At 45.0% G+C, this 22,985-nt stretch carries 20 protein-coding genes and 1 pseudogene; 6 read left to right on the top strand and 15 right to left on the bottom strand.

The features are described 5' to 3' along the window. Nucleotides 1-117: 117 nt before the first annotated feature. The 6 genes from ACL9RM_RS10925 to spoVAC form a co-directional block, all read right to left on the bottom strand. A complete protein-coding gene (locus tag ACL9RM_RS10925; RefSeq protein WP_250268863.1) occupies nt 118-2,364 on the bottom strand; it encodes a transglutaminase TgpA family protein in 2,247 nt (748 codons plus the stop codon). Then, nucleotides 2,361-3,608 (bottom strand): DUF58 domain-containing protein, encoded by a 1,248-nt coding sequence (locus tag ACL9RM_RS10920; protein ID WP_250268864.1) that lies wholly within the window; start codon nt 3,606-3,608, stop codon nt 2,361-2,363. The genes ACL9RM_RS10925 and ACL9RM_RS10920 overlap by 4 nt, the downstream gene beginning before the upstream one ends. A gap of 3 nt (nt 3,609-3,611) precedes the next feature. Next, nucleotides 3,612-4,571: an AAA family ATPase gene (locus tag ACL9RM_RS10915; protein ID WP_103049576.1), complete on the bottom strand. Its 960-nt coding sequence runs from the start codon at nt 4,569-4,571 to the stop codon at nt 3,612-3,614. A gap of 213 nt (nt 4,572-4,784) precedes the next feature. After that, the gene (gene spoVAE / locus ACL9RM_RS10910; protein ID WP_013311204.1) at nt 4,785-5,141 is read right to left on the bottom strand and encodes a stage V sporulation protein AE; all 357 of its coding nucleotides are present in this window, start codon (nt 5,139-5,141) and stop codon (nt 4,785-4,787) included. Beyond that, a complete protein-coding gene (gene spoVAD, locus ACL9RM_RS10905) occupies nt 5,138-6,160 on the bottom strand; it encodes a stage V sporulation protein AD (RefSeq protein WP_023989537.1) in 1,023 nt (340 codons plus the stop codon). The genes spoVAE and spoVAD overlap by 4 nt, the downstream gene beginning before the upstream one ends. Then, nucleotides 6,157-6,663, bottom strand: coding sequence for a stage V sporulation protein AC (gene spoVAC / locus ACL9RM_RS10900; RefSeq protein ID WP_025723396.1), 507 nt, complete (start codon nt 6,661-6,663; stop codon nt 6,157-6,159). Before spoVAC ends, spoVAD begins: the two co-directional genes overlap by 4 nt. A gap of 185 nt (nt 6,664-6,848) precedes the next feature. Between spoVAC and ACL9RM_RS10895 the strand changes: the two genes are divergently transcribed. After that, nucleotides 6,849-7,928 carry a M42 family metallopeptidase gene (locus tag ACL9RM_RS10895; RefSeq protein ID WP_061830384.1) on the top strand — a complete coding sequence of 360 codons (1,080 nt, stop codon included), beginning with the start codon at nt 6,849-6,851 and terminating at the stop codon, nt 7,926-7,928. A gap of 99 nt (nt 7,929-8,027) precedes the next feature. On the opposite strand, the gene ACL9RM_RS10890 is transcribed toward ACL9RM_RS10895, so the two are convergent. Beyond that, nucleotides 8,028-8,744 carry a metal-dependent hydrolase gene (locus ACL9RM_RS10890; RefSeq protein ID WP_250268865.1) on the bottom strand — a complete coding sequence of 239 codons (717 nt, stop codon included), beginning with the start codon at nt 8,742-8,744 and terminating at the stop codon, nt 8,028-8,030. A gap of 351 nt (nt 8,745-9,095) precedes the next feature. Here ACL9RM_RS10890 and ACL9RM_RS10885 point away from each other — a divergent pair, with 351 nt between their 5' ends. Beyond that, a complete protein-coding gene (locus ACL9RM_RS10885; protein ID WP_061830386.1) occupies nt 9,096-9,809 on the top strand; it encodes an expansin EXLX1 family cellulose-binding protein in 714 nt (237 codons plus the stop codon). Nucleotides 9,810-10,034: 225 nt separating this feature from the next. Beyond that, nucleotides 10,035-12,296 carry an AraC family transcriptional regulator gene (locus tag ACL9RM_RS10880; protein WP_250268866.1) on the top strand — a complete coding sequence of 754 codons (2,262 nt, stop codon included), beginning with the start codon at nt 10,035-10,037 and terminating at the stop codon, nt 12,294-12,296. Nucleotides 12,297-12,423: 127 nt separating this feature from the next. On the opposite strand, the gene ACL9RM_RS10875 is transcribed toward ACL9RM_RS10880, so the two are convergent. The 5 genes from ACL9RM_RS10875 to ACL9RM_RS10855 form a co-directional block, all read right to left on the bottom strand. Continuing rightward, nucleotides 12,424-13,965: an extracellular solute-binding protein gene (locus ACL9RM_RS10875; protein ID WP_103049571.1), complete on the bottom strand. Its 1,542-nt coding sequence runs from the start codon at nt 13,963-13,965 to the stop codon at nt 12,424-12,426. Between the two features lie 110 nt (nt 13,966-14,075). Further along, nucleotides 14,076-14,969, bottom strand: coding sequence for a carbohydrate ABC transporter permease (locus ACL9RM_RS10870; protein ID WP_061830389.1), 894 nt, complete (start codon nt 14,967-14,969; stop codon nt 14,076-14,078). 18 nt (nt 14,970-14,987) lie between these two features. Next, nucleotides 14,988-15,983 carry an ABC transporter permease gene (locus tag ACL9RM_RS10865; RefSeq protein ID WP_069290040.1) on the bottom strand — a complete coding sequence of 332 codons (996 nt, stop codon included), beginning with the start codon at nt 15,981-15,983 and terminating at the stop codon, nt 14,988-14,990. Between the two features lie 233 nt (nt 15,984-16,216). Continuing rightward, the gene (locus ACL9RM_RS10860; protein ID WP_250268867.1) at nt 16,217-16,993 is read right to left on the bottom strand and encodes an NAD-dependent epimerase/dehydratase family protein; all 777 of its coding nucleotides are present in this window, start codon (nt 16,991-16,993) and stop codon (nt 16,217-16,219) included. A 228-nt stretch (nt 16,994-17,221) separates the two neighbouring features. Then, nucleotides 17,222-18,109, bottom strand: a complete 888-nt coding sequence (locus ACL9RM_RS10855; RefSeq protein ID WP_250268868.1) for a DMT family transporter — start codon at nt 18,107-18,109, stop codon at nt 17,222-17,224. Nucleotides 18,110-18,326: 217 nt separating this feature from the next. Between ACL9RM_RS10855 and ACL9RM_RS10850 the strand changes: the two genes are divergently transcribed. Then, a complete protein-coding gene (locus ACL9RM_RS10850) occupies nt 18,327-19,076 on the top strand; it encodes a YdcF family protein (RefSeq protein ID WP_250268869.1) in 750 nt (249 codons plus the stop codon). A gap of 103 nt (nt 19,077-19,179) precedes the next feature. On the opposite strand, the gene ACL9RM_RS10845 is transcribed toward ACL9RM_RS10850, so the two are convergent. After that, entirely contained in the window at nt 19,180-19,641 is a 462-nt protein-coding gene (locus ACL9RM_RS10845) for a DUF523 domain-containing protein (protein ID WP_250268870.1), read from the bottom strand. Between the two features lie 140 nt (nt 19,642-19,781). Further along, nucleotides 19,782-19,927: pseudogene (locus tag ACL9RM_RS10840) on the bottom strand (sigma factor); the annotation flags it as partial. A 189-nt stretch (nt 19,928-20,116) separates the two neighbouring features. On the opposite strand from ACL9RM_RS10840, the gene ACL9RM_RS10835 reads away from it, so the two are divergent. Then, nucleotides 20,117-20,746, top strand: a complete 630-nt coding sequence (locus ACL9RM_RS10835; protein WP_250268871.1) for a TetR/AcrR family transcriptional regulator — start codon at nt 20,117-20,119, stop codon at nt 20,744-20,746. Beyond that, nucleotides 20,743-21,717: an alpha/beta hydrolase gene (locus ACL9RM_RS10830; RefSeq protein WP_250268872.1), complete on the top strand. Its 975-nt coding sequence runs from the start codon at nt 20,743-20,745 to the stop codon at nt 21,715-21,717. Before ACL9RM_RS10835 ends, ACL9RM_RS10830 begins: the two co-directional genes overlap by 4 nt. A 326-nt stretch (nt 21,718-22,043) precedes the next feature. Here the strand turns inward: ACL9RM_RS10830 and sigK are convergent, their stop codons facing one another. Further along, the gene (gene sigK, locus ACL9RM_RS10825; protein ID WP_013311218.1) at nt 22,044-22,745 is read right to left on the bottom strand and encodes an RNA polymerase sporulation sigma factor SigK; all 702 of its coding nucleotides are present in this window, start codon (nt 22,743-22,745) and stop codon (nt 22,044-22,046) included. Nucleotides 22,746-22,985 lie beyond the last annotated feature (240 nt).

Genomic DNA, 22,985 nt, shown 5'->3' with positions numbered 1-22,985 from the left:
ACTATACCATATTACTATGGCTTAGTAAAAAGCTATCCGCAACAAACGGACAGCTTTTTCACTAAATATATAGCTTAAGATTAAATTAGACGGCGTTTGGACCTAATCAAAAATAGACTAGTCTTGATCCTTCTGATCCGTCGCAGCTTTTCGTCCAGCCCATCGTTTTATCCATCCTTCTTTGTGTAACAGAGATGCCTGCTGGCGAACCATATGCCAATCTTCTGCGGTTACAGATGAGGGACTATAACGCGCTTGTTCAAATCGGCCAAGCAGCTGATGTAAAATTGAAGCGTGTTCCGGTACTTCTAGCGACCATCTATTAACTGATTCCCTCAGCGTCTCGTGACTGGCGCGGACAAATCCCTTTCTTCGCATGTACCTTAACCAGTGCTCAGTTTCGACGACCACCTTTTCATCCGGAGTCAGCGGCTTACCTCTGCGTAAACGCAGCAGGTAAAAGTGAATGTCTGCCCGATTACGCCAGACGATATAAGCAGCCCACAGCAGCAGAACTGTAGCAGCAGAACCTATAATTACAGGATGAATTTTTAAACCTTCCTCCGGATTAGTCTGCGGGGTCTGCTCAGGCTGTTCTGGTTCAGGCTGATCTTTAACCTCAGGGGCTTCTGGAGTCTTTGAATCCTCCTGTTCCGTAAGCAGTGGCATATCAAAGCCAGGCGTAGCTTCTACAGGGACCCAACCGTATTCACCTAAATATACTTCCGCCCAGGAATGAGCATCCGCATTTGTCACGGAGTAAGAGGACATATTTTCGTCACTTTCGCCCGTTGTTGCATCATCTGAAAACGTCTGCTGACCAGGTGCATACCCTTTAACCCAGCGGGCTGGAACCCCAACAGAGCGAGCCATCATGACTAATGAGGTGGAATAATAATCGCAATAGCCCTCCCGAATCTCAAACAGAAAGGCATCCACAAAATCTCTGCTTCTTTTCCGTGAGAGGTCCGGATTGTTCGTATATGCATAATTTTGCTGCAAATACTGCTGTAGTAATCCGACTTTTTCATACGGCGTTTTCGCCGTTGACGTTACGTTCTGAGCCAAATCACGAACCCGCTGTGGCAACTCATCTGGAATTTGTAGATAGGCTTCCTGTTTATTTTTTCCGTACAACTCATTAAAAGTTTTTGTGCGTAGCTCTTTCTCAGGGATCACAGGGACATGCGATACCAGAGTATACGTTTTAGGATAAGCAGTTCTTCGGGAGGATGGATTCCAAAGCAGTTCCGCCTGTTCCGGGTTCCAACGTAACCCATCTGCCCGTGAATCTCTGTCCACCGATTGAACACGCTGCACCGAATAAGCGCCAAATAGAACAGGATAGCTTTGGTCGTTTTGCATCGTAATGGTCTGAACGACCTGCTCAGTCGAATGCCGCGTTTCTTGTGTGTTTTCAAGCTCTGCGGTCATTGGCACATCATTTAGCGTTTGATCATCGTTGCCCCCGTCACTCCAGCCTGTACCAGAATAGGTTCGTTTCGTTTCCCCCCGCCAATAGCTTCGCTGAGTGGTCGTGATGGTCATGACAGGAGAATAATCAAAATTAAAACCTCCACCCAACCGATTATCCTGGCGACTATAACCCGATGCGGTGTTCATCCGCTGATTCAGTGCCCCAGATCCATTGCTGATCCCAGCGGTGGTTGAGCTATCCCTCTGGGTCCACGCTGTATAGGGATCCGTCAAAGCTGGCTGTACCTCGGGCATATTCACACCAGCCATAATAATGAGCGCAAAAATGACCGCAATATTGGCTGCTATTTTATACGGATAGCGCCGAATATGCTTCCATCCCTGAGGATAATGCTGCCGAAAATACTGCAAATGCTGTGTCACTAGCCAACCCATACCAGCAAAGACGATCCAAGCAACCTCCTCCCACAGCACAGTTGGCGTGAAGGAATCAAGCACTGCCAGCGCGGCAATATTAATACCCACAAAAACAAGAATCCGCTGCTTCGTTGTAACGATGAGCGGCACCATTTCAATAACTAGCCAAGCGATAAGGGAAAACCAAATATAAGGAGACATATTGGATATAAATTGGTCCAGGCGATTGGCTACCCCTCCGAAGGGGATAATGATGGAGTAAGACACCAATGTCCGATACAAAATAAAAAACAGCGCCGCCGCCTTAACAATAAATTCAATCCAAGGACGAAATGGTAGTACAATCTTCACCAGAGCCAGCATCGTAATGGTCATCAGTACAAGTGCTCTTGTCTCTTCCAGCCATAATTCGGAAGCAAAAGAAACCCATTGCATGGCAATAATAATAATCCATAAAAATGTAAAAGCGGGGGCCCAGGAACCCTTTAACGATTGTAACCAGCTCTTCATAGTGTCCCTCCCCCCATTACAGCCGGGAGCTCCTCAAGGCTCTCAACATCGTAGCCCTTGATTCCTCTTGCACGAAGCATGCTCATCCATTCTTCAGCTTCTCCCTCAGCAGAACCTTCTCCGATATAGACTTGGCACGGAGTCATCCCCCGGGTATCGGCCCAGCGAAGAAGCTCCATCGCCTGATAATCCTTGAGCGGACTAATCAGTATAAAATAACAGCCTTGCGGAAACTGGCGTACACTGCTTTCTACAGCGGATTTCAAGTTACCTTGTGAAGTTGTGTGTATGTCTACCAAGTGATGCATCATTCGTTGTCGTTCCATTGTCTGCTCACTTGGCTGAAAGACGGTACCTTTCTCTCCAGCTGTGCACAATCCAACCCCCATTCGCTCCCGTCCACCATATTCCAGCAATGAAGCGGTAGAGGATACAGCTAGCTCAAACTGTTCGGCGTTTACATAATGCTTCTTGTGTACGTCCAGCACAAGCATCGTTTTAGGAACGGTCTCATGCTCAAATTCCTTGGATTTCCAGCTACCTGTACGCGCCGTCGCATTCCAGTGGATGCGCGAAAACCGATCTCCATATACATAATCCCGTACACCGTTAATTTGTGTCGTTTCACGCCGCGTTCGAGTTTGAACGGTCTGCGGTCCAGACATCCTTGAGCGACGGTCATTCATCTGCCAATATGGAATGAATACCGTTCGGGGCAGCACCCGAAATTCACCGCGTGCGTTCAAGCTGCCTTTGTGCTCCAACAGACCGAAGATGTCCTCACTCACACATTCCGTATCCTCAAAGTGATAGCTTCCTCGCTCTAAAGCAGGAGTCTGAAATGTAAGCTGACCGCCCCCTTTTAGACTGGGAATGACACTGTCCTCAAACGACCAGGATTCACCTGTATGTCGCTTGAGGACCTCACGGACAATGACATAGGGTAACGGAAGAAAACCAGGTATACTAAGGCTCAGCTTTACATGCACCTGATCTCCCGCATGCAGCATTTCTCCAAACTGCGAGCCTTGCGAAAGCTGCCGGGAGCCTTGCACACGGCGAACTCCGCTCAGACCAACGATACATAAATAAACGATTAACAGCGTAACCATAGACAACAGCATGACCGACGTCTTGCCGCCCTGAAACAACAAATATAGCAGGCACACCACCCATATGACCACCAGAAGCCAGATGCGGCCTGACAGCCGTGGAAGCCTGCGCTTCCTTTTGACCATATTCATTCCCTAAGGACGCTCCATTCGTACGGGTACATGAACCTGCCGAAGGACAGCCTGCAGCACGGACTGGGCACTGGAACTGTCCAGACGCGCCTCGGGACGCAGCAACAAACGATGCGTTAGCACATAAGGTGCCAGCGCCTTCACATCATCAGGCAGCACATAGTCACGGTTGTCCAGAAAAGCGTATGCCTTCGCAGCCATTACAAAAGCAAGCGCCGCCCGGGGGCTAGCTCCCAGCAGCACGGATGGATGTTCTCTTGTCGCACGAACGATATCAAGTAAATAGGACGTCACTGCTTCGTCCATATAAATCCCTCTAATTTCCTGCTGGATGTCAGCAATCTGCTCCATATGAGCTACAGCCTCCAGACGGTCTGCTGGCTGGCCTGCCTGATGATGAAGCAGCATGTTTCGCTCCGTCTCCATGTCAGGATAACCCAAGCTGATTTTGAGCATAAAACGATCTAACTGTGCTTCCGGCAGCATATAAGTGCCTTCAAAATCAATCGGATTTTGTGTCGCACACAGCATAAAAGGATGAGGCAACATATGAGTGTCCCCATCCACTGTCACACTGCGTTCCTCCATAACCTCCAGCAGAGCCGACTGGGTTTTCGTCGTCGCTCGGTTAATTTCGTCCGCCAGCAAAATATTAGTCATCACAGGACCCGGACGGAAATAAAAACGCTCGTCCCGTGGATGAAATATGGATACCCCTGTAATATCACTCGGGAGAATATCAGGATTACATTGAACACGGCGGTAATCACCGCGCATGGATTTGGCAAGAGCCTTGATCATTTGCGTTTTCCCCGTACCCGGAACGTCCTCGATCAGAATGTGTCCACCCGCCAGCATAGCCGTAAGCAGTAATTTTATTTCAAAGGATTTACCTAATATACATGATTCCAGATTAGAACGGATTGCAGATACAATCTGCACAGATTCTTGACGTACGGGCATAGCTCTGTAAACCTCCTAGATAGCAACATGTTTCCTATTATTGTACATGAAGGTGGGCACAGAGTACACTTAACCCCCTGCCCGTATGATTCAAACTCTATCCTTCTTTCGATCTTTCATGTGCAGAACAATTAAAAACCCTTCGGTCATTAGATCCGAAGGGCACATGTATATAATCATTTATTTTTATGTCAACTCTATAGTACGCGTCTTTTATATGCTTCCTTTTGGACGAACAAACAAGCATGCCAGAAAAGAGAAAATAATCGCAGAGGAAATTCCTGCACTTGTCAGACTAAAGATCCCTGTAATGACACCCAGCCATCCGTCCTTCTCCAATTCGGTTAATGCGCCGTGTACAAGTGAGTTACCAAAACTGGTAATTGGAATGGTCGCACCCGCTCCTGCAAATTTAATAAGCGGATCGTATATCCCAACAGCATCAGCAATTGCACCTGCAACCACCAACGTACTCATCGTATGTGCCGGCGTCATTTTGAACACATCCATCATCAACTGGCCCACGACACAAATGGCACCACCCACTAAAAAAGCCCATAGAAATATCATACTGTTCCTCCCGCTTCAAAAGCTACAGCATGGGCAACACAAGGAATGCTTTCACCCTGCTGTGTAGTCAAAGGAGATAATAACGCTCCGGTCGCCACGACCAGTACCTTTTGCAGCTCTCCTTTTTCGATCCGCTTCAACAAATGCCCGTAGGTTACAACAGCCGAGCAGCCACAACCACTGCCTCCTGCAATGACTTTCTTTTGCTTATTGATGTCGTAAATCAGTAAACCGCAATCATTAAATTCCGTCTGATTCATATCGAACCCATCTTTTTTGAGCAACTCCTTGGCAATTGGTAGCCCCACTGAGGCTAAATCGCCCGTTACAATGAGATCATAGTAACCAGGGTCACGGCCAGTGTCTCGAAAATGAGACAACAGCGTATCCGCAGCCGCGGGAGCCATGGCTCCACCCATATTAAAAGGGTCTTTAATGCCCATGTCCATTACACGTCCAATGGTAGCACAATCCACCACCGTCCCTGACTTGGCATGTCCTACAATTGCGGCGCCGGAACCGGTAACAGTATACTGAGCCGTAGGGGGCTTCTGTGATCCGTATTCATTAGGATAGCGGAATTGTTTTTCTACAGTACAGTTATGACTGGTCGTACCCGCCATCACGTAGTCACCGGCCTCTGAGTCCACAATAAGTGCGGCTAAGGCTAAGCTTTCCATTGATGTTGAACAGGCTCCAAAAACACCCAAATAGGGAATAGCCAGCTTGCTAGCCGAAAAGGAGCTACTGATAATCTGATTCATCAGATCACCACTAATAAAAAACTGCACTTCTTCTTTGTTCAAATTGGCATTAATTAACGCCAGCTCTGTAGAATGCTCAATCAATCTACGTTCTGCTTTTTCCCACGTTTTCTCGTTGATTTCTATATTGTCATAAATATAATCAAAATCTGTGGACAACGGCCCTTCTCCTTCATCCGGGCCCACAACAGTGGCACTTCCAATAATGCGCGGTCTCGATTCAAACTTCCAGGTTTGTCCGCCCTGTCTTCTCATAAGTGATTGCCTCCCACACCAAGGATGGCATATATAACGCCTACGATAAATGCAGCCACCACCCCGAATACGACAACCGAGCCTGCAAGTTTGAACATATTGGCGCCTACTCCGAGCACCAGTCCCTCGGAACGATATTCCAATGCAGCCGAACACATCGAGTTAGCAAAGCCTGTAATGGGCACAGCGGTTCCTGCTCCTGCCCATTGAGCAACCTTATCGTAAACCCCGATACAGGTTAATATGACCGCCAGCAAGATCATCATCGATGAGGTCGGCGGGGCGGCCTCCTTGGCTGATATGTGCATTCCTGCCATAAAAGCCTCTTGAATCGCCTGTCCAATCACACATATCCCGCCTCCAACCAGAAAAGCGCGCACACAATTGGCAAATACTTTTCTCGAGGGTTCATGCTTTTGTGAAATATTCTGATAGTCCTTCTCATTTATGGACAGCGGCGACGTATTAGTACGAAAACCGCGCTGCCCGGATTTAGCTGGCATCATTCACCACCCCTTATCTGTAAGTTTTCGCGCTTGGCGGTTCGAATTGCTTGGGTCTTTTTCATTATGAGCTTTTTGGAGAAATGTTATGTCAGGAAAATGATATCGTGGACATTCGATACAAATCCATTCATACTGAATACATGACGACCACTGGTTAATTAATAAGGAGTGAGGTATACATCATGGAATCAAAAACATTGGAATTGTTTAAAACCTTAACGGAGTTTCCTTCCATTCCTGGACATGAGCGTGAGTTGCGGGCATGGGTCAAAGAACGGATATCCGGTTATACCGATGAAATCGTGCAAGATCGATTGGGCAGTCTTTTTGGGGTGCTACGCGGTCAAGAGAGTGGACCACGTGTAATGGTGGCAGGCCATCTGGATGAAGTCGGTTTTATCGTGAATGGTATTACGGAAACTGGAATGATTCGTTTTCAGCCGGTTGGAGGCTGGTGGAGCCAAGCCATTATGTCACAACGTCTTCAAGTATTGACTCCAAAAGGCCCAGTTATCGGTGTAGTTGGCTCTGTCTCGCCTCATTTGCTGGATGAATCACAACGCAGCAAACCTATGGACATCAAGCATATGTATCTGGATATCGGCGTAGACAGCAGACAAGAAGCGCAAGATCTGGGGATCGTACCAGGAACGGCCATTGCGCCGATCTGTGATTTCACTCCACTGGCAAATCCTAAAAAAATCATGGCTAAAGCATGGGATAACCGCTACGGTGTAGGCTTGGCTATTGAACTGCTTGAAGCATTACATAAAGAAAAAGACAAGCTTCCCAATACATTGTATGCGGGGGCCACTGTTCAAGAAGAAGTGGGACTGCGTGGTGCACGCACAGCGGCCAATCTGATTCAGCCGGATATATTCTTTGCACTGGATTGCAGTGCAGCCAACGATATGGGCGGCGACCCGAATGCTTACGGGCACCTCGGTAAAGGCGCACTGCTGCGGGTATTTGATCCAGGTATGATTACACATCGAGGGATTGTGGAATACGTGCAAGACATGGCGGAAACTCACAAAATCAAGTATCAATATTTCATTTCCACAGGGGGAACCGATGCAGGTCAAGTGCACTTGAGCGGAATTGGCGTGCCATCCACTGTCATAGGCATCTGTGGACGATACATCCATACTTCCTCGTCCATTATTCACACTGATGATTATGATGCAGCCAAAGAGCTGATCATCAAGCTGGTTCAAAATCTGGATCGTACAACGCTGAATACCATTATTGAACGAGCCTAAGTTGTAACAGAGAATCGCAATCTATAAAAAAACAGTCAAGACACGTACAACGTGCTTTGACTGTTTTTTTAATTTAATAGAAACAAAAGATAGAATATATCAAATCAAATGCTTATAACGAAGCAAAGCAATCACTACAAGTACAGTAGTTAAAGCAATACAGACGTTTTCTATCTTAGCTCCCTTCCGGGTTCCGGTACTCATCAATTTAAATCGCAGCTTCCATTTGAACGGCGGCAAAGGTTTGATTCCATTATTCGTCAAGGAATCTGCCAGTAAATGCAGCAAGTACGCTAGACCTCCAGCCAGCCATATGCTGTCACCGTGCAAACGTGTCGTACCATAAAGCAACGCAGTCCATGCGACTGTCCCGTATACCGTATGTGTCAACCCCCGGTGTGGGACTAACGTACAAATGATCAGCAGACACCCGGCGATATAATTCCACGGTGCATATGGTTCTCCATACCAGGCTAGGCCGATACCAATTAGAAAGATAATAACCTTGCGCATGGATCGTGAAGGCATAAAAGAAGCACTGATCATCAGCAAAGCCAGAACAAGATTCCATGGCGGTGGAGCCAAACGGGTGAAAAATACCCAACCAGCAGCCCCAATCATTAGAAGCTGTATAAGCCTAAGCATTTTGGTTGGCAGCGCACGGCTCACGAGCATGGAGTTAGGCTCGTCAATATCCGGCAACAGTGAACCGACCACAGCAGCTGCCACGGCAGCCGGGGTCACTTCGTATCCACTTAAAGCTAATACCGACAGGGAGACCCCGGTTCCAATAATCAAATGGGCTCTTCCCATCATGGTGCAAAACATCCTTTCGTTGCAGCATACAACAGAGTTCAACATCACTCCATTTGAATCAGCATGATTCGATTGTATACGACAAACAAAAGGAGAACAATAGTTCGCTTATTCTATTTAAAAGACTTCATCCAAAAGTCCTAGTTTCGTCCTCATTACTTAATCCTCCCCTTATTCTTTATCTGTACAACCATTTCTTAAAAAACACGCCATATGGCCTATGAGTATGTTGACAAACATCTTCAATATTTTCTTTTTGCCTCAAAGTCCTATTGTACAATTTGAAATATTAGGTAATATAGTGTTTATATTTACTATATGAATCTATTAAATGAATAAGGAGGAAATGTTATGCAAAAAATATCGACGTTCCGAAAGTTCAAAACCATCGGTCTAACATCGTTGCTAAGTCTTGTATTATTCGCCCTTCCCGCTTCAGCTGCTTGGAATGATACATACACGGGGTACGCCACATATACAGGATCAGGTTACTCTGGAGGGGCATTACTGCTTGATCCCATCCCTTCGGATGCCAAAATTACAGCGCTTAACCGCACACAACTGAATTATAACGGAATCAAAGCTGCATTAGCTGGAGCCTATTTGGAAGTTCAAGGTCCCAAAGGGAAAACAACCGTATATGTAACTGATCTTTACCCTGAAGGTCCAAGTGGCGCGCTCGATCTGTCCCCAAACGCGTTCAACCTGATTGGCAATCAAATAGACGGAAAAATTAATATTTCGTGGAAAGTTGTCAAAGCTCCGGTTAACGGCAATGTCTCCTACCGCATTAAAGAAGGCAGCAGCCAATGGTGGGCAGCCATTCAAGTACGCAATCATAAATATCCGGTCTTGAAGATGGAAGTCCAACAAAACGGACAATGGCTCAATCTCGAAAAACAGGATTACAACCACTTTCTAGGTACTAACTTAGGAAAACAACCTCTGAAAATACGGATTACGGACATTCGCGGTGTCGTGCTAAACGACACAATCCCAGCTCTAGCGGAAAATGGTACAGGCGGAGCCTATATCGTTAATGGTAACGTTCAATTTCCTGACTAATTGCAGTACCGTCATCTTTCCTTCTTTTATTTGAATACACAAACCCGGCCGGGAACCGACGCAATCCAATGCGTATAAGTGTTCCTGGCCTTTTTACGAAAATATCATTATTTTTCACAAAGAATCGGTTTGTTCACTGTCCTGTTCACAAGATCACACGTATAATGAATACATAAATAGGGTGTACTTTACAGCTACGCGCACACAGACAGGAGGCCTGTTCATATGAGCAATTTCAAAAAGCATCACAAGCTTCACAGCAAATTGCTGGTCAGCATTACGTTATGTATTACGCTAACGTTGCTGGTATCCACCACTGTGTATTATTTTTACTATATTCGCGTGGAAAAGGAGCAGGCATTCGAGGCCAATCACAACAGCTTGACGTTGAGAAGCAAAGAAGTTATTAACATGACGTCTATTGCTCAATCTTTGGCATTTCAAATGTATCGCAGCAGTACCCTGTCCAAGTTGTTGTATTATCCAAAACCTAATGTATATGATGTAACCGCTGCCATGACTGAATTGAACAATTATCTTAACTCCATGCCGTATATCGAATCCATCTACGTGTTTAACCCTAAAAGCGGCACCTTCTACATTGCGTCCTCACAAGGTCAAAACGGGTTATTCAGCAAACATGAACTGGCTGATACAGATATCATTCGCGTGCTGGATCATTATCAGGACTATAAACCCTTTACGCCTATTCCACGCACGTATCCGCTGCTGTCGGCATCAGACTCTGGAGCTGGAGTAGAGCAAGCAAGCCCAGATATCGCAGCCTATACGTATTTATGTTATGACGCAATTAACTCGAACGAAGCGATAAATTCGGCTGTGATTGTGAATGTGTCGGCGGCCTGGATGAACAAGGAAATGTCGGCGAATCCAATCTCAGGCGGGACCGCTTATATTTTAGACGATCAGGGCAGACTGTTGTCTGGTACAACATTGACAGACGAAACTTTGAACGAAAAAGAGCAGCTATGGTTGCACACGAGAGTCAAAAAACAAGAAACAGGCTATTTTGTAGAAGACTTTCATGGTAAAAGATCACTCATTTCCTACACCTCCCCGGACGGACTAGGTTGGCAGTATATTAGTGTCACACCATATGAAAGCGTTATCAAAATGGCGAGTGTTATTCGTAATGCGATGTTACTGATAGCCGCCATCATTGCATTGGCAGGATTCGTGGCTTCGTGGCTGCTATCCAAAATGCTGTATACGCCTATTGGCCAAATTGTTGTGCATATGAATTCACTGGAATCGGAGAAACGAAACAGCATGTACACGATCCGGCAAAACATTTTACGGAATGTGATCCGAGGAATCCAAAATCCTCCTGCCGGTGAAGAACCGGAACGATTACGCGAGCTTGGGATTACGTTCCAGTTCGACAAAGACTACCGCCTTGTGCTGCTGCGCATAGATGAATATACCCGATGGCAAAGCGAACGTGGACCTGATCTGCTGCCCTATAAGTTTGCAATCATGAACATTGCTTCTGAAATATGCGGACAAACGTACCGGGTGGAGACCGTTGATATGGATGAGGACAGTGTACTGCTGATGCTTAACATTCTCGATCCCGCAGAGCATACAGACACTGTACTGCTAGAAACCTTATTACGCCAAATACGTGAAGCTTGCTTTGAATATTTGAAGCTGAGCGTTTCACTGACTTACAGTGCCATCACGAGTCAACCAGAACGGCTGCATTTGCTGTACCGCCAGGTACAAGACGCATCTATGCACCGATTTTTTCAGGGGCATGGCTGCATTATTAATGCGCAAAACACTACAGACGAGGATATCCAAAATACTTACGTATATCCAGCCGATAAAGAGAAAAAAATGCTGGATACGCTGCTGTCTGGTCATACGGAGGATGCACACAGTATCTTCAAAGAATTGTTGATGCATATGGAAAAATATCCGTTTTCCTCTGTTCAAGTGGCAATATCCCGGCTTATCATGAGTGTGAATAATGCTGTTCGGCATATCAGTGAGCTCAATGGATTTGCTATAGAAACTAAACCTGAATTACCATCCGCAGATCGGTTAGAGACCGCTGAGAATCTTATTGATCATTATCAATTGGTCTTTGATCATATTCGCTCCAGTCTATCGGAAAAACGAAACACGAAGCAGGAACGATTGGTGCGGCAAATCAATGAACGAATAGAGCAAGCCTATACGGATCCGAATTTTTGTCTCAATCAGATTGCGGAAGAGCTGGATATGTCGCCGATCTATGTCAGCAGGCTATATAAGCAGCAGACCATGTCTACTATCGTGGACGTCATCCAACAACTCCGTATTCGCAAGGCCTGTGAGCTGCTGGAACAGACCGACTGGTCTGTGGCTGACGTAGCAGAACAAACCGGATTTGCGAGCAGCTCTTATTTCCATCGCATGTTCAAACGTAGCTTGGGCGTAACACCGACAGATTTTCGCCGTTCTAAAGCAAATGCGCAATAAGTAGACTGCTCTACACGACAGCTCTGATAACGGAACATTGCTCCAAAAAACATAAACTGATATTAAAAAAGCAAGCCTCCAACTTTCTGGAGACTTGCTTTTCTTCTTTATCATAAATCTTTATGTTTTATTTAATACCCTTCTCCTTTACGTAAGCTTCCCATTGTTTTGTATATTCAGTTTGGATTTTCTCCAAACCAGCTTGATTTGCCTTTTGCAAGAAGGTCTGCAAGCCTTGATCTACATTGTCGATCAGCCCAGCTTGGAGCGGATACAGATATTGCTTCTCCACCTGTTCTAGAGCCGCTTTTTCAGCTTGGTAGGTTGTGTAGTCCTCTGCAAAACCGGTAAACAGGTCAGGCTTCTGGATTTTATCCAGCTCAGCAAATATCTTCTTCACACGGTCAAAGCCTGAATCAAACAGCATATATTCCGGGTTACGCCAAGCCCAACTGTTCATACCTTCGCGTGAAAATCCATTAGAACTGCCGCTACCAATCATATGATAGTAACCATCTTTGACTTCATAGTTTTTGCCTTCAATACCATATTGCGTGAGCAAGTTATAGCGTTTGTCCGTCACAAGCTTTTCATAAAAAGCTAATGCGCGCGCCGGATTTGGGCTGCTTTTTGGAATTGCAAAGCCGTTATGAATCGGATGCACTGGAGTTGCATAACCTGTCGTCAAAGGGAATGGGTAATACTCGAGCTTCCAGTCCGGGTGAGATGCTTTGAGCTTAATGACCATATCATTAAACCGGGTTGGATTGTCACCGAAAATACTCGCTGCTTTGCCAGAAGTCACTTGATCCTGAAGCGTATCTTTTACGTTTAATACGTTTTTGGGAATGAATCCTTTATCGGCCCAGCGTTTGTAAGTGTTCAGCTCTTCCTTTTGTTCATCCGAGCCCCAATATTTATAAACCTCTGTTGGTTTTTCATATTTAATGCCAATGCCATAAGGCAAGGCACCTACACTCTTCGTTACTAATTCGGTATATCGGTCATGCAGATTTCCCTTGATATCGCTGTTCAGAGATACGGTTTTCATATTTGGCTCATGCTGACGTATCCCATCCATATAAGCCTCGTAACTTTTGATATCTGTCGGTTTAGGCAAATTGTACTTCTCTCGTAAATCCTCACGCCATACAAAACCGTTAGTGACATACTCTTTATACGTGCCAGGCACGGTATAAATTTTGCCTCCGATTTTAACTCCATCCCACATGTCCTGAGGTACAAATTTTTGCAAAGCAGGTGCAGCCTTAGGCAGCAGATCGTCTAGCGGTAGGAATGCGCCCTTCTTAGCATAGGCCTGATACTGCGTCCAATCTGCAGTGAATATCAGGTCGATAGGCTGACCCGAAGACAATAACAGCTTATATTTTTGATCCCAGTCTGTCCACGTCGTATAGTTAAATTTGACGGTGGCATTCAGATCCTTTTCCGCCAATTTATTAATCTCTGCCTCAATGGTAGACAGATCCTTAGGAGCATCCCCCAGCATATAAAATTGCAGCTGAACTTTTTGGGATTTATCATCCTCTCCATTTGCTTTTTGTGCGCTGTTTCCGCTACCGCCTCCACATCCGGCTAATAGCGCCATGATGACCATTACTGCAATCAGGATGGACATGCGTTGTTTTCTTTTCTTTGTGAATGTCATGTGAATCCTCCCTTTGAAATGGTAGTCTGTTTATTAAAACGCTTACAAAAAGTGCTGCTTTGATGGCATACCGTCAGCACGTTATGCCATCAAAGCCTTTTAGTGCCGCTTCAGCCTTTTACCGCGCCTATGGTCAGCCCCTTAACAAAGTAACGCTGAATGAACGGGTACAGCAGCAAAATGGGTCCAGTAACCACGATCGCCATTGCCATTTTGGTCGATTCTGTCGGCATATCATTGGAAAGAGACACACCAGTACCTGCACCCATTTGAGCGATAAATTGCATGGAGTTAATTACATTATACAGATAATATTGCAACTGGTATTTATGCGGATCGTTAATAAAGAGTGAGGATGAGAACCAGTCATTCCAGTAAGCCAAGGCCAGAAACAGCCCCACAGTGGCAATCCCCGGTGTAGATAAAGGCAGCACAATTCGATAGTAAATTTTAAAATCACCCGCGCCGTCAATTTTAGCGGACTCGAACAGTTCTTCCGGCATGGAAGAACGAATGAAGTTTTTCATTAAAATGATCAGAAACGGAGTCATCAATCCCGGGAAAATAAGCACTGTATACGTATCAAGCAATCCTAAATACTTCGTCAGCATAATGTACCAAGGTACCAACCCGCCTCCGAACAGCGTCGTAAAGTATATATAGAATGAAAACGCATTGCGGTATTTAAAATCTTTGCGTGCCAACACATATCCTGCCATCGTCATCAGGAACAGGCCCAATGTCGTGCCTACAACCGTGGTAAAAATTGTCACCCCGTACGCTCTTAACACCTCTTCAGGAAAGGTGAACACCGTCCGGTAACCTTCCAGTGAGAATTGCTGTGGTATAAAGTGATATCCATCCCTGATAATCGATTCATTACTGGTCAGTGAAGCCGAAATAATAAGTAGGAACGGGAGTAAACAAGCAATGGAAGCAATAATGATAATCACATAAGAGATGATTTTAAAAATTCGAGTGTATACATCCTCTTTGATCGCCATCCGTTTGGGTCCTCCTTTCTAGAATAAGGCATATTCGTCGTTCAACTTGCGGATGATGTAGTTCACGGTCATGATCAGTACAAAACCGAACAAGGATTGGTACACGCCTGCTGCCGAAGCCATACCCACATCAAAAGTCACTTTCAAGGAACGGTACACATAAGTGTCCAAAATATCCGTCGTATTGTACAGCACCCCATTGTTGCCGATTAATTGATAGAAAAGATCAAATTGTCCTTTCATAATACTACCAAGTGCAAACAACAGCAGCACAACGAATGTCGATTTAAGCATCGGAACGGTAATGTACCAGATTCGTTGGAAAATATTAGCTCCATCCATTTTAGCTGCCTCATAATATTCGTCACTGATCCCTGTAATTGCTGCCAGATAGATCACCATACTGTAGCCGAGATTTTTCCATAAATAGAACAGGATAATCAGGAAAATCCATACCCATGGTTTGTTGTATACATCCACGCGTTCACCACCAAGTTGCAGCAACAGCGTATTCAGAAAACCATTATCATAATTAAATATGTTATACACGATGACACTTAGAATAACGAAAGAAACAAAATAAGGCAGGAACATCACGGATTGAGCGATCTTTTTAAAGTAGCGGCCTCGCAGCTCATTCAGCAAAATAGCGAGAACAATCGCTAACACGTTGCCGAGTAAAATAAACGCTGCGTTGTATCCGACCGTATTCAATGTCAGTTTTGTCAGCGTGCCGGATTGCCATAGAAAGCGAAAATTTTGGAGTCCGACGAACTTGGCATCAAACAGGCTGGTATTGAAGTCGAACTGGGTAAATGCATAATAAATACCCACCATAGGAATGTAGGAGTTAATGAAGAAAAAAATTAAAGTGGGCAACAACATCAGAAATAATACCCGATTGCGGAACAGTTCATAGAAAAAACCGTGTTTTCTACCCGTTCCCAGCCTCTTACCGTTCAGGCGGGAATCCGTTGCAAGCATTGCAGAATTTTTGGGCATAGGCTGATTCAATGTGAGTCACTCCCCTCTGTATACGTTGCCGACAGCAAGGTTTGTAGCACCGCCGCCGTATAACTGTATTTTATGTAAGCGCATTCAAAATAAAAAGTGAAGCCTCTCATGCTTCATGAACAAAGGAGTGTCCGGAGGAGTGAACAATTCGGATATTTGTGAAGTTTTATGTAATATGAGGCGCCTGATCGACGCCTTGAGCCCATTCACAAAGCATATTTGAACGATCTACTCTATTCCTTTTGTCCCCCCTGAAAAGTGGTTTCATCCTGTTTCACCCGAAATCCGATTTTCTTGGCCTGCTCCAGCACCTCAGCGGCATTATCCTGCGGCTTATATCCGATTAGTTCTTCCAAGTAGCCAATGTCATAATAATTATCCGTATTGGCTGACGTACCGTACAAATTAAGATAGCTTATCTCTGGACGAGCTTCGATACAGCAGACGGTCAGACGGATCATATCGCGCTCGGAGATCCAAATATGAGCGGCACGCTCAGAATGGGGCCAATCATCCCCAGGAAAATTTCCGATACGGATATTCATTGAAGATATTTTGCCCTGATCGGCATACAGTCGTCCCAACAGTTCAATGTAGCACTTACTCAATCCATAAAAACTGTCTGGTCGGTAGGGATCTTCTACATCTATACTTTCGCCTACTTTATAAAACCCTGTGGCATGATTGGAACTGGCAAAAACAATGCGCTTTACCCCATTTTTCACCGCAGCTTCATACAACTTGTAGGCTCCGCTAACATTGCCAGACAGCACTTTGCCGAGAAAATCCCCTTCATCCTTGATCCATGCAAAATGCAGTACCGTATCCACTCCACGCGTGAGCTCATCCAGTCGTGCAGCATCATGTATATCCATTTCCACAATCCCTGCCTCTTCATCGTTCTTCACATCAGCAGCGGTTATTTCATATTTACCTTCCGCTTGTAGCCCTTCATACAATACTTTTCCAATTGTACCTGCCGCACCTGTAATCAATAATTTTCGTGCCATCGCCCGCATCTCCCTTCTTAGCTTGGTTGTATGCTGTCATCCATATCATAATTTTAACCAACTCCCCAGGGAGGAAACCCCTTAAACTCTCGAATTCGGTATGTCATAACCCACTTAACTGTGTCACCTGTCGGCATATAAAAAGGGACCCTGCTATTGTGCAAGAGTCCCTTGTTGTTACTTTGTTTCAAGTTCTATCTTTCAATTTCTTTGTTTCAACTACTACGCTCAAGCTTGTCGTACTACTTTCACTCTGCGATTAACCAAATAAATGCTAAGCCCGATTAAGATCAACCCGATAAGCAGGAAAGCCGTAATCGCTTCGCCCAGCACCAACGAGCTGACAAATACTGAAATCACAGGCACCAAAAACGTATAGGAAGCGACCTTACTGGCATCCCCCGAATTGACCAGCGTGAAATACAGCAACCAGGAAAGTGAAATTCCCAGCACCGTGCCGAATATCAGCCCTGACACATACGGGACATTCCATACGATATCTGACCAGCTTTCCGTCACCGTTCCAGCTCCCGTCAGCACGATGCCTCCCAGTGTACATTGAAATGCAACCAGCCACAGCGAATCGACACGCTGGTTTACCTTTTTCACATATACCGTTCCCAATGCCCAGCTCACGGCAGTAATAATGGCGATGATTACACCTGCCACAGCCACATGCCCTGAAAATCCGCCCACACTGACAGCTGCAACGCCCAAAAATCCGATGATCAATCCAATCACCTTGAGTCTGGACATCGCTTCTCCCAGCCACATCCATGCAAAAATACCGACCAGCACAGGCTGGAGATATACCAGCACAGAAAACAAGCCGGAGGGGACGTACATCAGTCCCACTGTTTGCAGACCATAAAACAGTACCACGTTAAAAATACCTGAAATAGCATACACCCGCCAATTTTCTTTCCAACGAATGCGATTCCATCTCGGTACTAAAATTGCTCCTAATAGCAGACCGCCCAGCAGTGTACGTAGCCCTGCAAACAACAATGGAGGTGTGAATTCCAATGCCACTTTATAAATGGGCCAAGAAATGCCCCACAATACAACCAGTAGCGCGATCATCATCATCCGCTTGGCTGTCGTTAACTCTCCCATGACGCTATCGCTCCTCTATGAAAAAAATCACTAGACTTTATATACTACGCCTGCAGAACAACTTTATCAAACAAAAAATATGTATTGGAAAGCTCCACCTTTCATGCCCGCTTGTTCATCGAGGTATGTCTTCGGACAGAGGAATCCAGTCATTTGCCTATGTTACAATATACCAAAAAGACTTATAAAGCTTATAAGGATAGGAGGTTGTCTGCACTTGATTTATATCATCAAATTTTTGTACAGCTTTGTGCTCCCTCCCGGTTTGTTCATCCTCGTGATGGCAGGGCTCGTGATCTGGCTATGGAAAAGGGCACGTATACCTGCGGTCGTACTGCTTCTTGCCACATTGCTGCTGTATGTTTCCTCGACCAATCTGGCTGGAGATTTGTTAATCAGTAGCCTGGAAAAACAGTACCCACAACCCCGTACCGTTCAAGGCGATGTCATTGTCGTACTTGGGGGCGGAGCCACACAGGGAACCCCCGACATCAATGGACAAGGCAATCTGCTAGGATCTGCGGCTAATCGACTGCTCACTGCGGCGCGACTGCACGAAGCAACAGGCTTACCCATTCTTTTCTCCGGCGGGCAAGTGTTTGGAGACAGTGGTAATGAAGCGAATATTGCACAAAGGCAGCTACTAGGACTCGGTATTCCGGCAAAGGATATCCTGATCGAAAACCGTTCTTTGAACACACAGCAAAATGCCGTATATACATCGCAAATTTTGGGAAAACATCAACTCACTAGACCTGTTCTGGTGACCTCCGCTTTCCATATGCCACGTGCTGCACTGGAATTTCAGCGTGCAGGCATGCAGGTCATAGCTTATCCTACCGACTATCTAGCAAGTGAAAAGCTGTCACTGTATGCTGGCAAGCTCTCGCCGTCTGCTGGGGCCATGTCTACAACCGGAACAGCCCTCAAGGAATACCTAGGAATTCTTGCATTAAAGCTTAAATAATGTGATGTCTAATCGTATAGCGGCACATAGCACAAACAAGCGTCTTGCGCTCGCAGGTATAAGCCTGTAAGCTAGCAAGGCGCTTGATCTACCCTTACATATTCTAATCCAAGAAAATATCTGATATTTGTTCTTCCGATATGACCTTAAAGCCTTCCTTTTTTAACAAAGCCGAGGTTACCCCGTTACCTGCTATTTTACGATTTTCGAATGACCCATTATATATTGCTGCTGATCCGCAGGACGGGCTGTTTTCTTTTAAAACAACAAGTGTTGCGTTAACCTCTCTGGCTATATTCAAGGCTTCGTACGCACCTCTAATGTACATATCGCTAACATCGTTGCCTGAGAACTCGACCACCTTGGCTGTGCCGTTCAGCACATCCTCGCCTGTCCCTCCAACAATCTCAGCAGGCTCTCTCGGAGTCACAAAGCCCCCCAAAAGCTCAGGACAGATCGTCAAAGCTTTCTTTTCCTCTACCAACTTCTGAATATGTACATCCAGGCTATCCGTCCCGTTATATCGTACCTTCATGCCCGCTAAACACGAACTTACCAGAATCATTAGTTCCACCTCATATCCATTGCATTCACTATTAAGTAGTTAAAGTATAAACAAATTTTCTAGTAGAGTCATCGTACGAAAATTTTGACTCGCCACTACGATGGTACAACTTCATCAGCGCGCGCTTTTCAATTCGTGACTTCCTTATCAGTCCCTATAGGATCGCGGAGAGATACGTCTTTGCGTGTTTTTTCAGGGAACGTAAATGCATCAGGATCTCATTTTCTATACAACGGGCTGCAAATGTTGCCAGCTTGCTGCCTTTCCCGGTCCGAAAGCTTTCAATGTATTCATCCAAAATAACCTGATAAAAACAAGCCGGAGGCGCATATTGGTTTTTTATTTGTTAAGGTTCTTCCTGCTCGTAAGTAAGATAAATTCACTCTTGCTATAAGTCATAATTTAAGATATATTATTAATTAAATAATCAGTCATTTAATTAATAAAAGTTTAGTTTAAAGAGAGGGGAATACATTTGGCAAGACCCATCAATGAAGAAAAAAGACTGGAGCGGCGTAAACGTATCCTAGAAGAAGCTGTTGTCCTGTTCGCAGAAAGTGGATATTCTAATACCACAACGGCTATCATTGCGCAGAGTGTGGGAGTGACTCCTGGAACCATTTTTCAATATTTCCCCAGCAAAGAAGCTTTATACTACGCCGCTGTCCTTGAGCCGCTTGCTGATATTCAGGTGAAATCGCTTGCTTGTCTACAACAAGAGGGGACGCCGGGCGTATTGATTAAGAAGATGGTGGCAGAACAATTCAACCATATCTACTTCTATATAAATGAATTGCGGCTTGTTCAATCTGTCTTAGGACAACGAATAAGATTCCCTGAACTTACACAGAAGGTCCTTGAAAGTATAAAGGTAATGACAGATGCGATCGAATGCGTCTATGCCAAGGGACAGTTAATGGGAGAATTCAACAAAAGCTTTTCTCCAGCAATGATCTCTCGTGCCTATATCTCTTTCTTAAATGGAGTGGGCTTAACCCTTGGAGAAAGTATTATTCATCATCCCGAGTGGGAAAATCTGAAGGGGCATGCCTTTTATTTGTTCGCCCCCATACAACCTAAAGAAAAACTGGAGGAGTCTGAATGAGTCAGGCATCATTACAACCCGAGCTGAAATTTAACGTTCGTGTGAAAAAACCAAAGAAAATTTTATGGAGCCTAGGGATCGTGCTTTTGCTTGTAATGGCTCTTGTATTTTTTATATCTTATAAAGTAGTAGACACCTTGTTGCACCATCCTAGAGATACTAATGTCAGCTACGGATTGAATATCGATAAAACTCCCTACGAAGAGGTCGAGTTCAAGAGTTTGAAAAATGATAATACGATTAGAGGTTCCTTCTTTCCTGCAAGTGGTCTTTATGGTAAAGAAAGTAATAAGACAATTATTGTCGTCCATGGATATACGAGCAATCGTTTAGTCAAAGGGCGGACCCAAAAGTTAGTAGAGCATTTCGTTCCGAAAGGCTACAATGTATTGGCATTTGACCTCAGCTCACAAGGTAAATCCGATGGTGATTTGATTACACTGGGCCTCAATGAAAAATACGATTTGCTAGGAGCTGTAAGCTATTTAAAATCCAGAGACCATACGGGTGATAAGATTGGAGTTATCGGCTTTTCAATGGGTGCTGCTACTTCTTTGCTAGCCGCAAGTGAAAGTGATGACATCAAAGCCGTAATTGCGGATAGTCCTTTTCGTAATGCCGGTCTATTTCTGAGAGAGGGTTTGCCCTTCTTTTCAGGTTTACCTGCGTTTCCATTTAGTTATACATCGACATGGATGGCAAATTGGGCCTTTAAGGTTGATCTTGATTCCATATCTCCTATGGATGCGGTAAAAAAGATGCAAGACAAGCCAGTTATGCTCATTCATGGTACTGGAGATCAGCAAATTAGTTATAAAAATACAGAAATTATTTACGAGTCCTTAAAAGATAACCCAAAAGCAGAAGTATGGTACCCGCAAAATACGGAGCACATCGATGCCATCAACCATTACCCCACTGAGTATTTCAAAAGAGTAGATCGCTTTTTGGATGAGTATGTAGGAAAATAAATTCAATCCAAGAGAGCCAACTAGCGAAGGAGCTTGTCCTGACGAAGTATAAACACCCAATAATATCAAGCATTTTTAGCCTGTAGTGTAGAAAACCACTACAGGCTTTTATTTGCGTTTTAAATGAAAACACATAGCAAAATAGTTATTATTTAAGCGAAAAGGAGCAGTTGTTTTTATAAGATAGCCTTAGATAAGAATATTGGATGGGCAGAGGGGGATGCAATTAAACACGCCTCTGAAAAGAAGCAAGTAATTGAATTATGAAAAAGACCTAAAAAGGCCCTGTTAAGGGCCTCAAGCGGCTTCATATATCTCCTTATCCATTACCCCTTCTGCTTGTAAAACTCATGGTACAACTTCATCAGCGCGCGCTTTTCGATTCGTGACACGTACGAGCGCGAAATTCCCAGTTCTCGTGCAATTTCCCGCTGTGTTCGTTCTTCTCCTCCGGCTTCCAGGCCGAAGCGGCCGATCACCACTTCTTTTTCACGCTCATCTAAAATATCCAGGTTGCGATAGATTTTACTTTTCTCAATTTTGAGCTGTACTTTATCTACAATATCATCCGCCTCGGTGCCGAGGATATCAATCAAAGTAATCTCGTTGCCTTCCTTATCAGTCCCTATAGGATCGTGGAGAGATACGTCTTTGCGTGTTTTTTTTAGGGATCGTAAATGCATAAGAATTTCATTTTCTATACAACGGGCTGCAAATGTTGCCAGCTTGGTGCCTTTCCCAGTCTGAAAGCTTTCAATGGCCTTGATCAGTCCGATGGTACCGATGGATATAAGATCCTCCAAATCTTCGCCGGTGTTATCGAATTTTTTCACAATATGGGCCACCAGCCGTAGGTTATGTTCAATGAGTGTGTTACGGGAGTGTGCGTTGCCTTCGGCAAACAGCTTTAGGTGTCGAGCTTCCTCTTTCTCAGTCAATGGCTGCGGAAAGGCGTTGTTTTTCACGTAGGAAACGAGCAGCGTCAATTCCTTGATGAACAGAGCGATAGCGCTAAATAGTCCGGGCACGGATGACACCTCCTGAGGTAGTTGCGAACTTACCGGCCTTTGTTACTTACCGGGCTTGCGGTCTGTTTATTGTATGTAGGCAGGTGCCCATCCGTGCCTGTACTCCGAAAACTGCTCCGTAACAATTTGCCAGATACCTTTCTGGAGCAACCTCCAATACTAAATTCGAAACGTAGAGATATCTTCGACACAAATCAACGCACTCCATATAGCCAGAGGGAAACCCGGGATAGCTTTACA

Origin of the sequence: Paenibacillus sp. S29 (assembly GCF_049319765.1) — a bacterium.
Classification (GTDB): Bacteria; Bacillota; Bacilli; order Paenibacillales; family Paenibacillaceae; genus Paenibacillus; species Paenibacillus polymyxa_B.
This window is presented reverse-complemented; position numbering and strand designations above follow the sequence as displayed.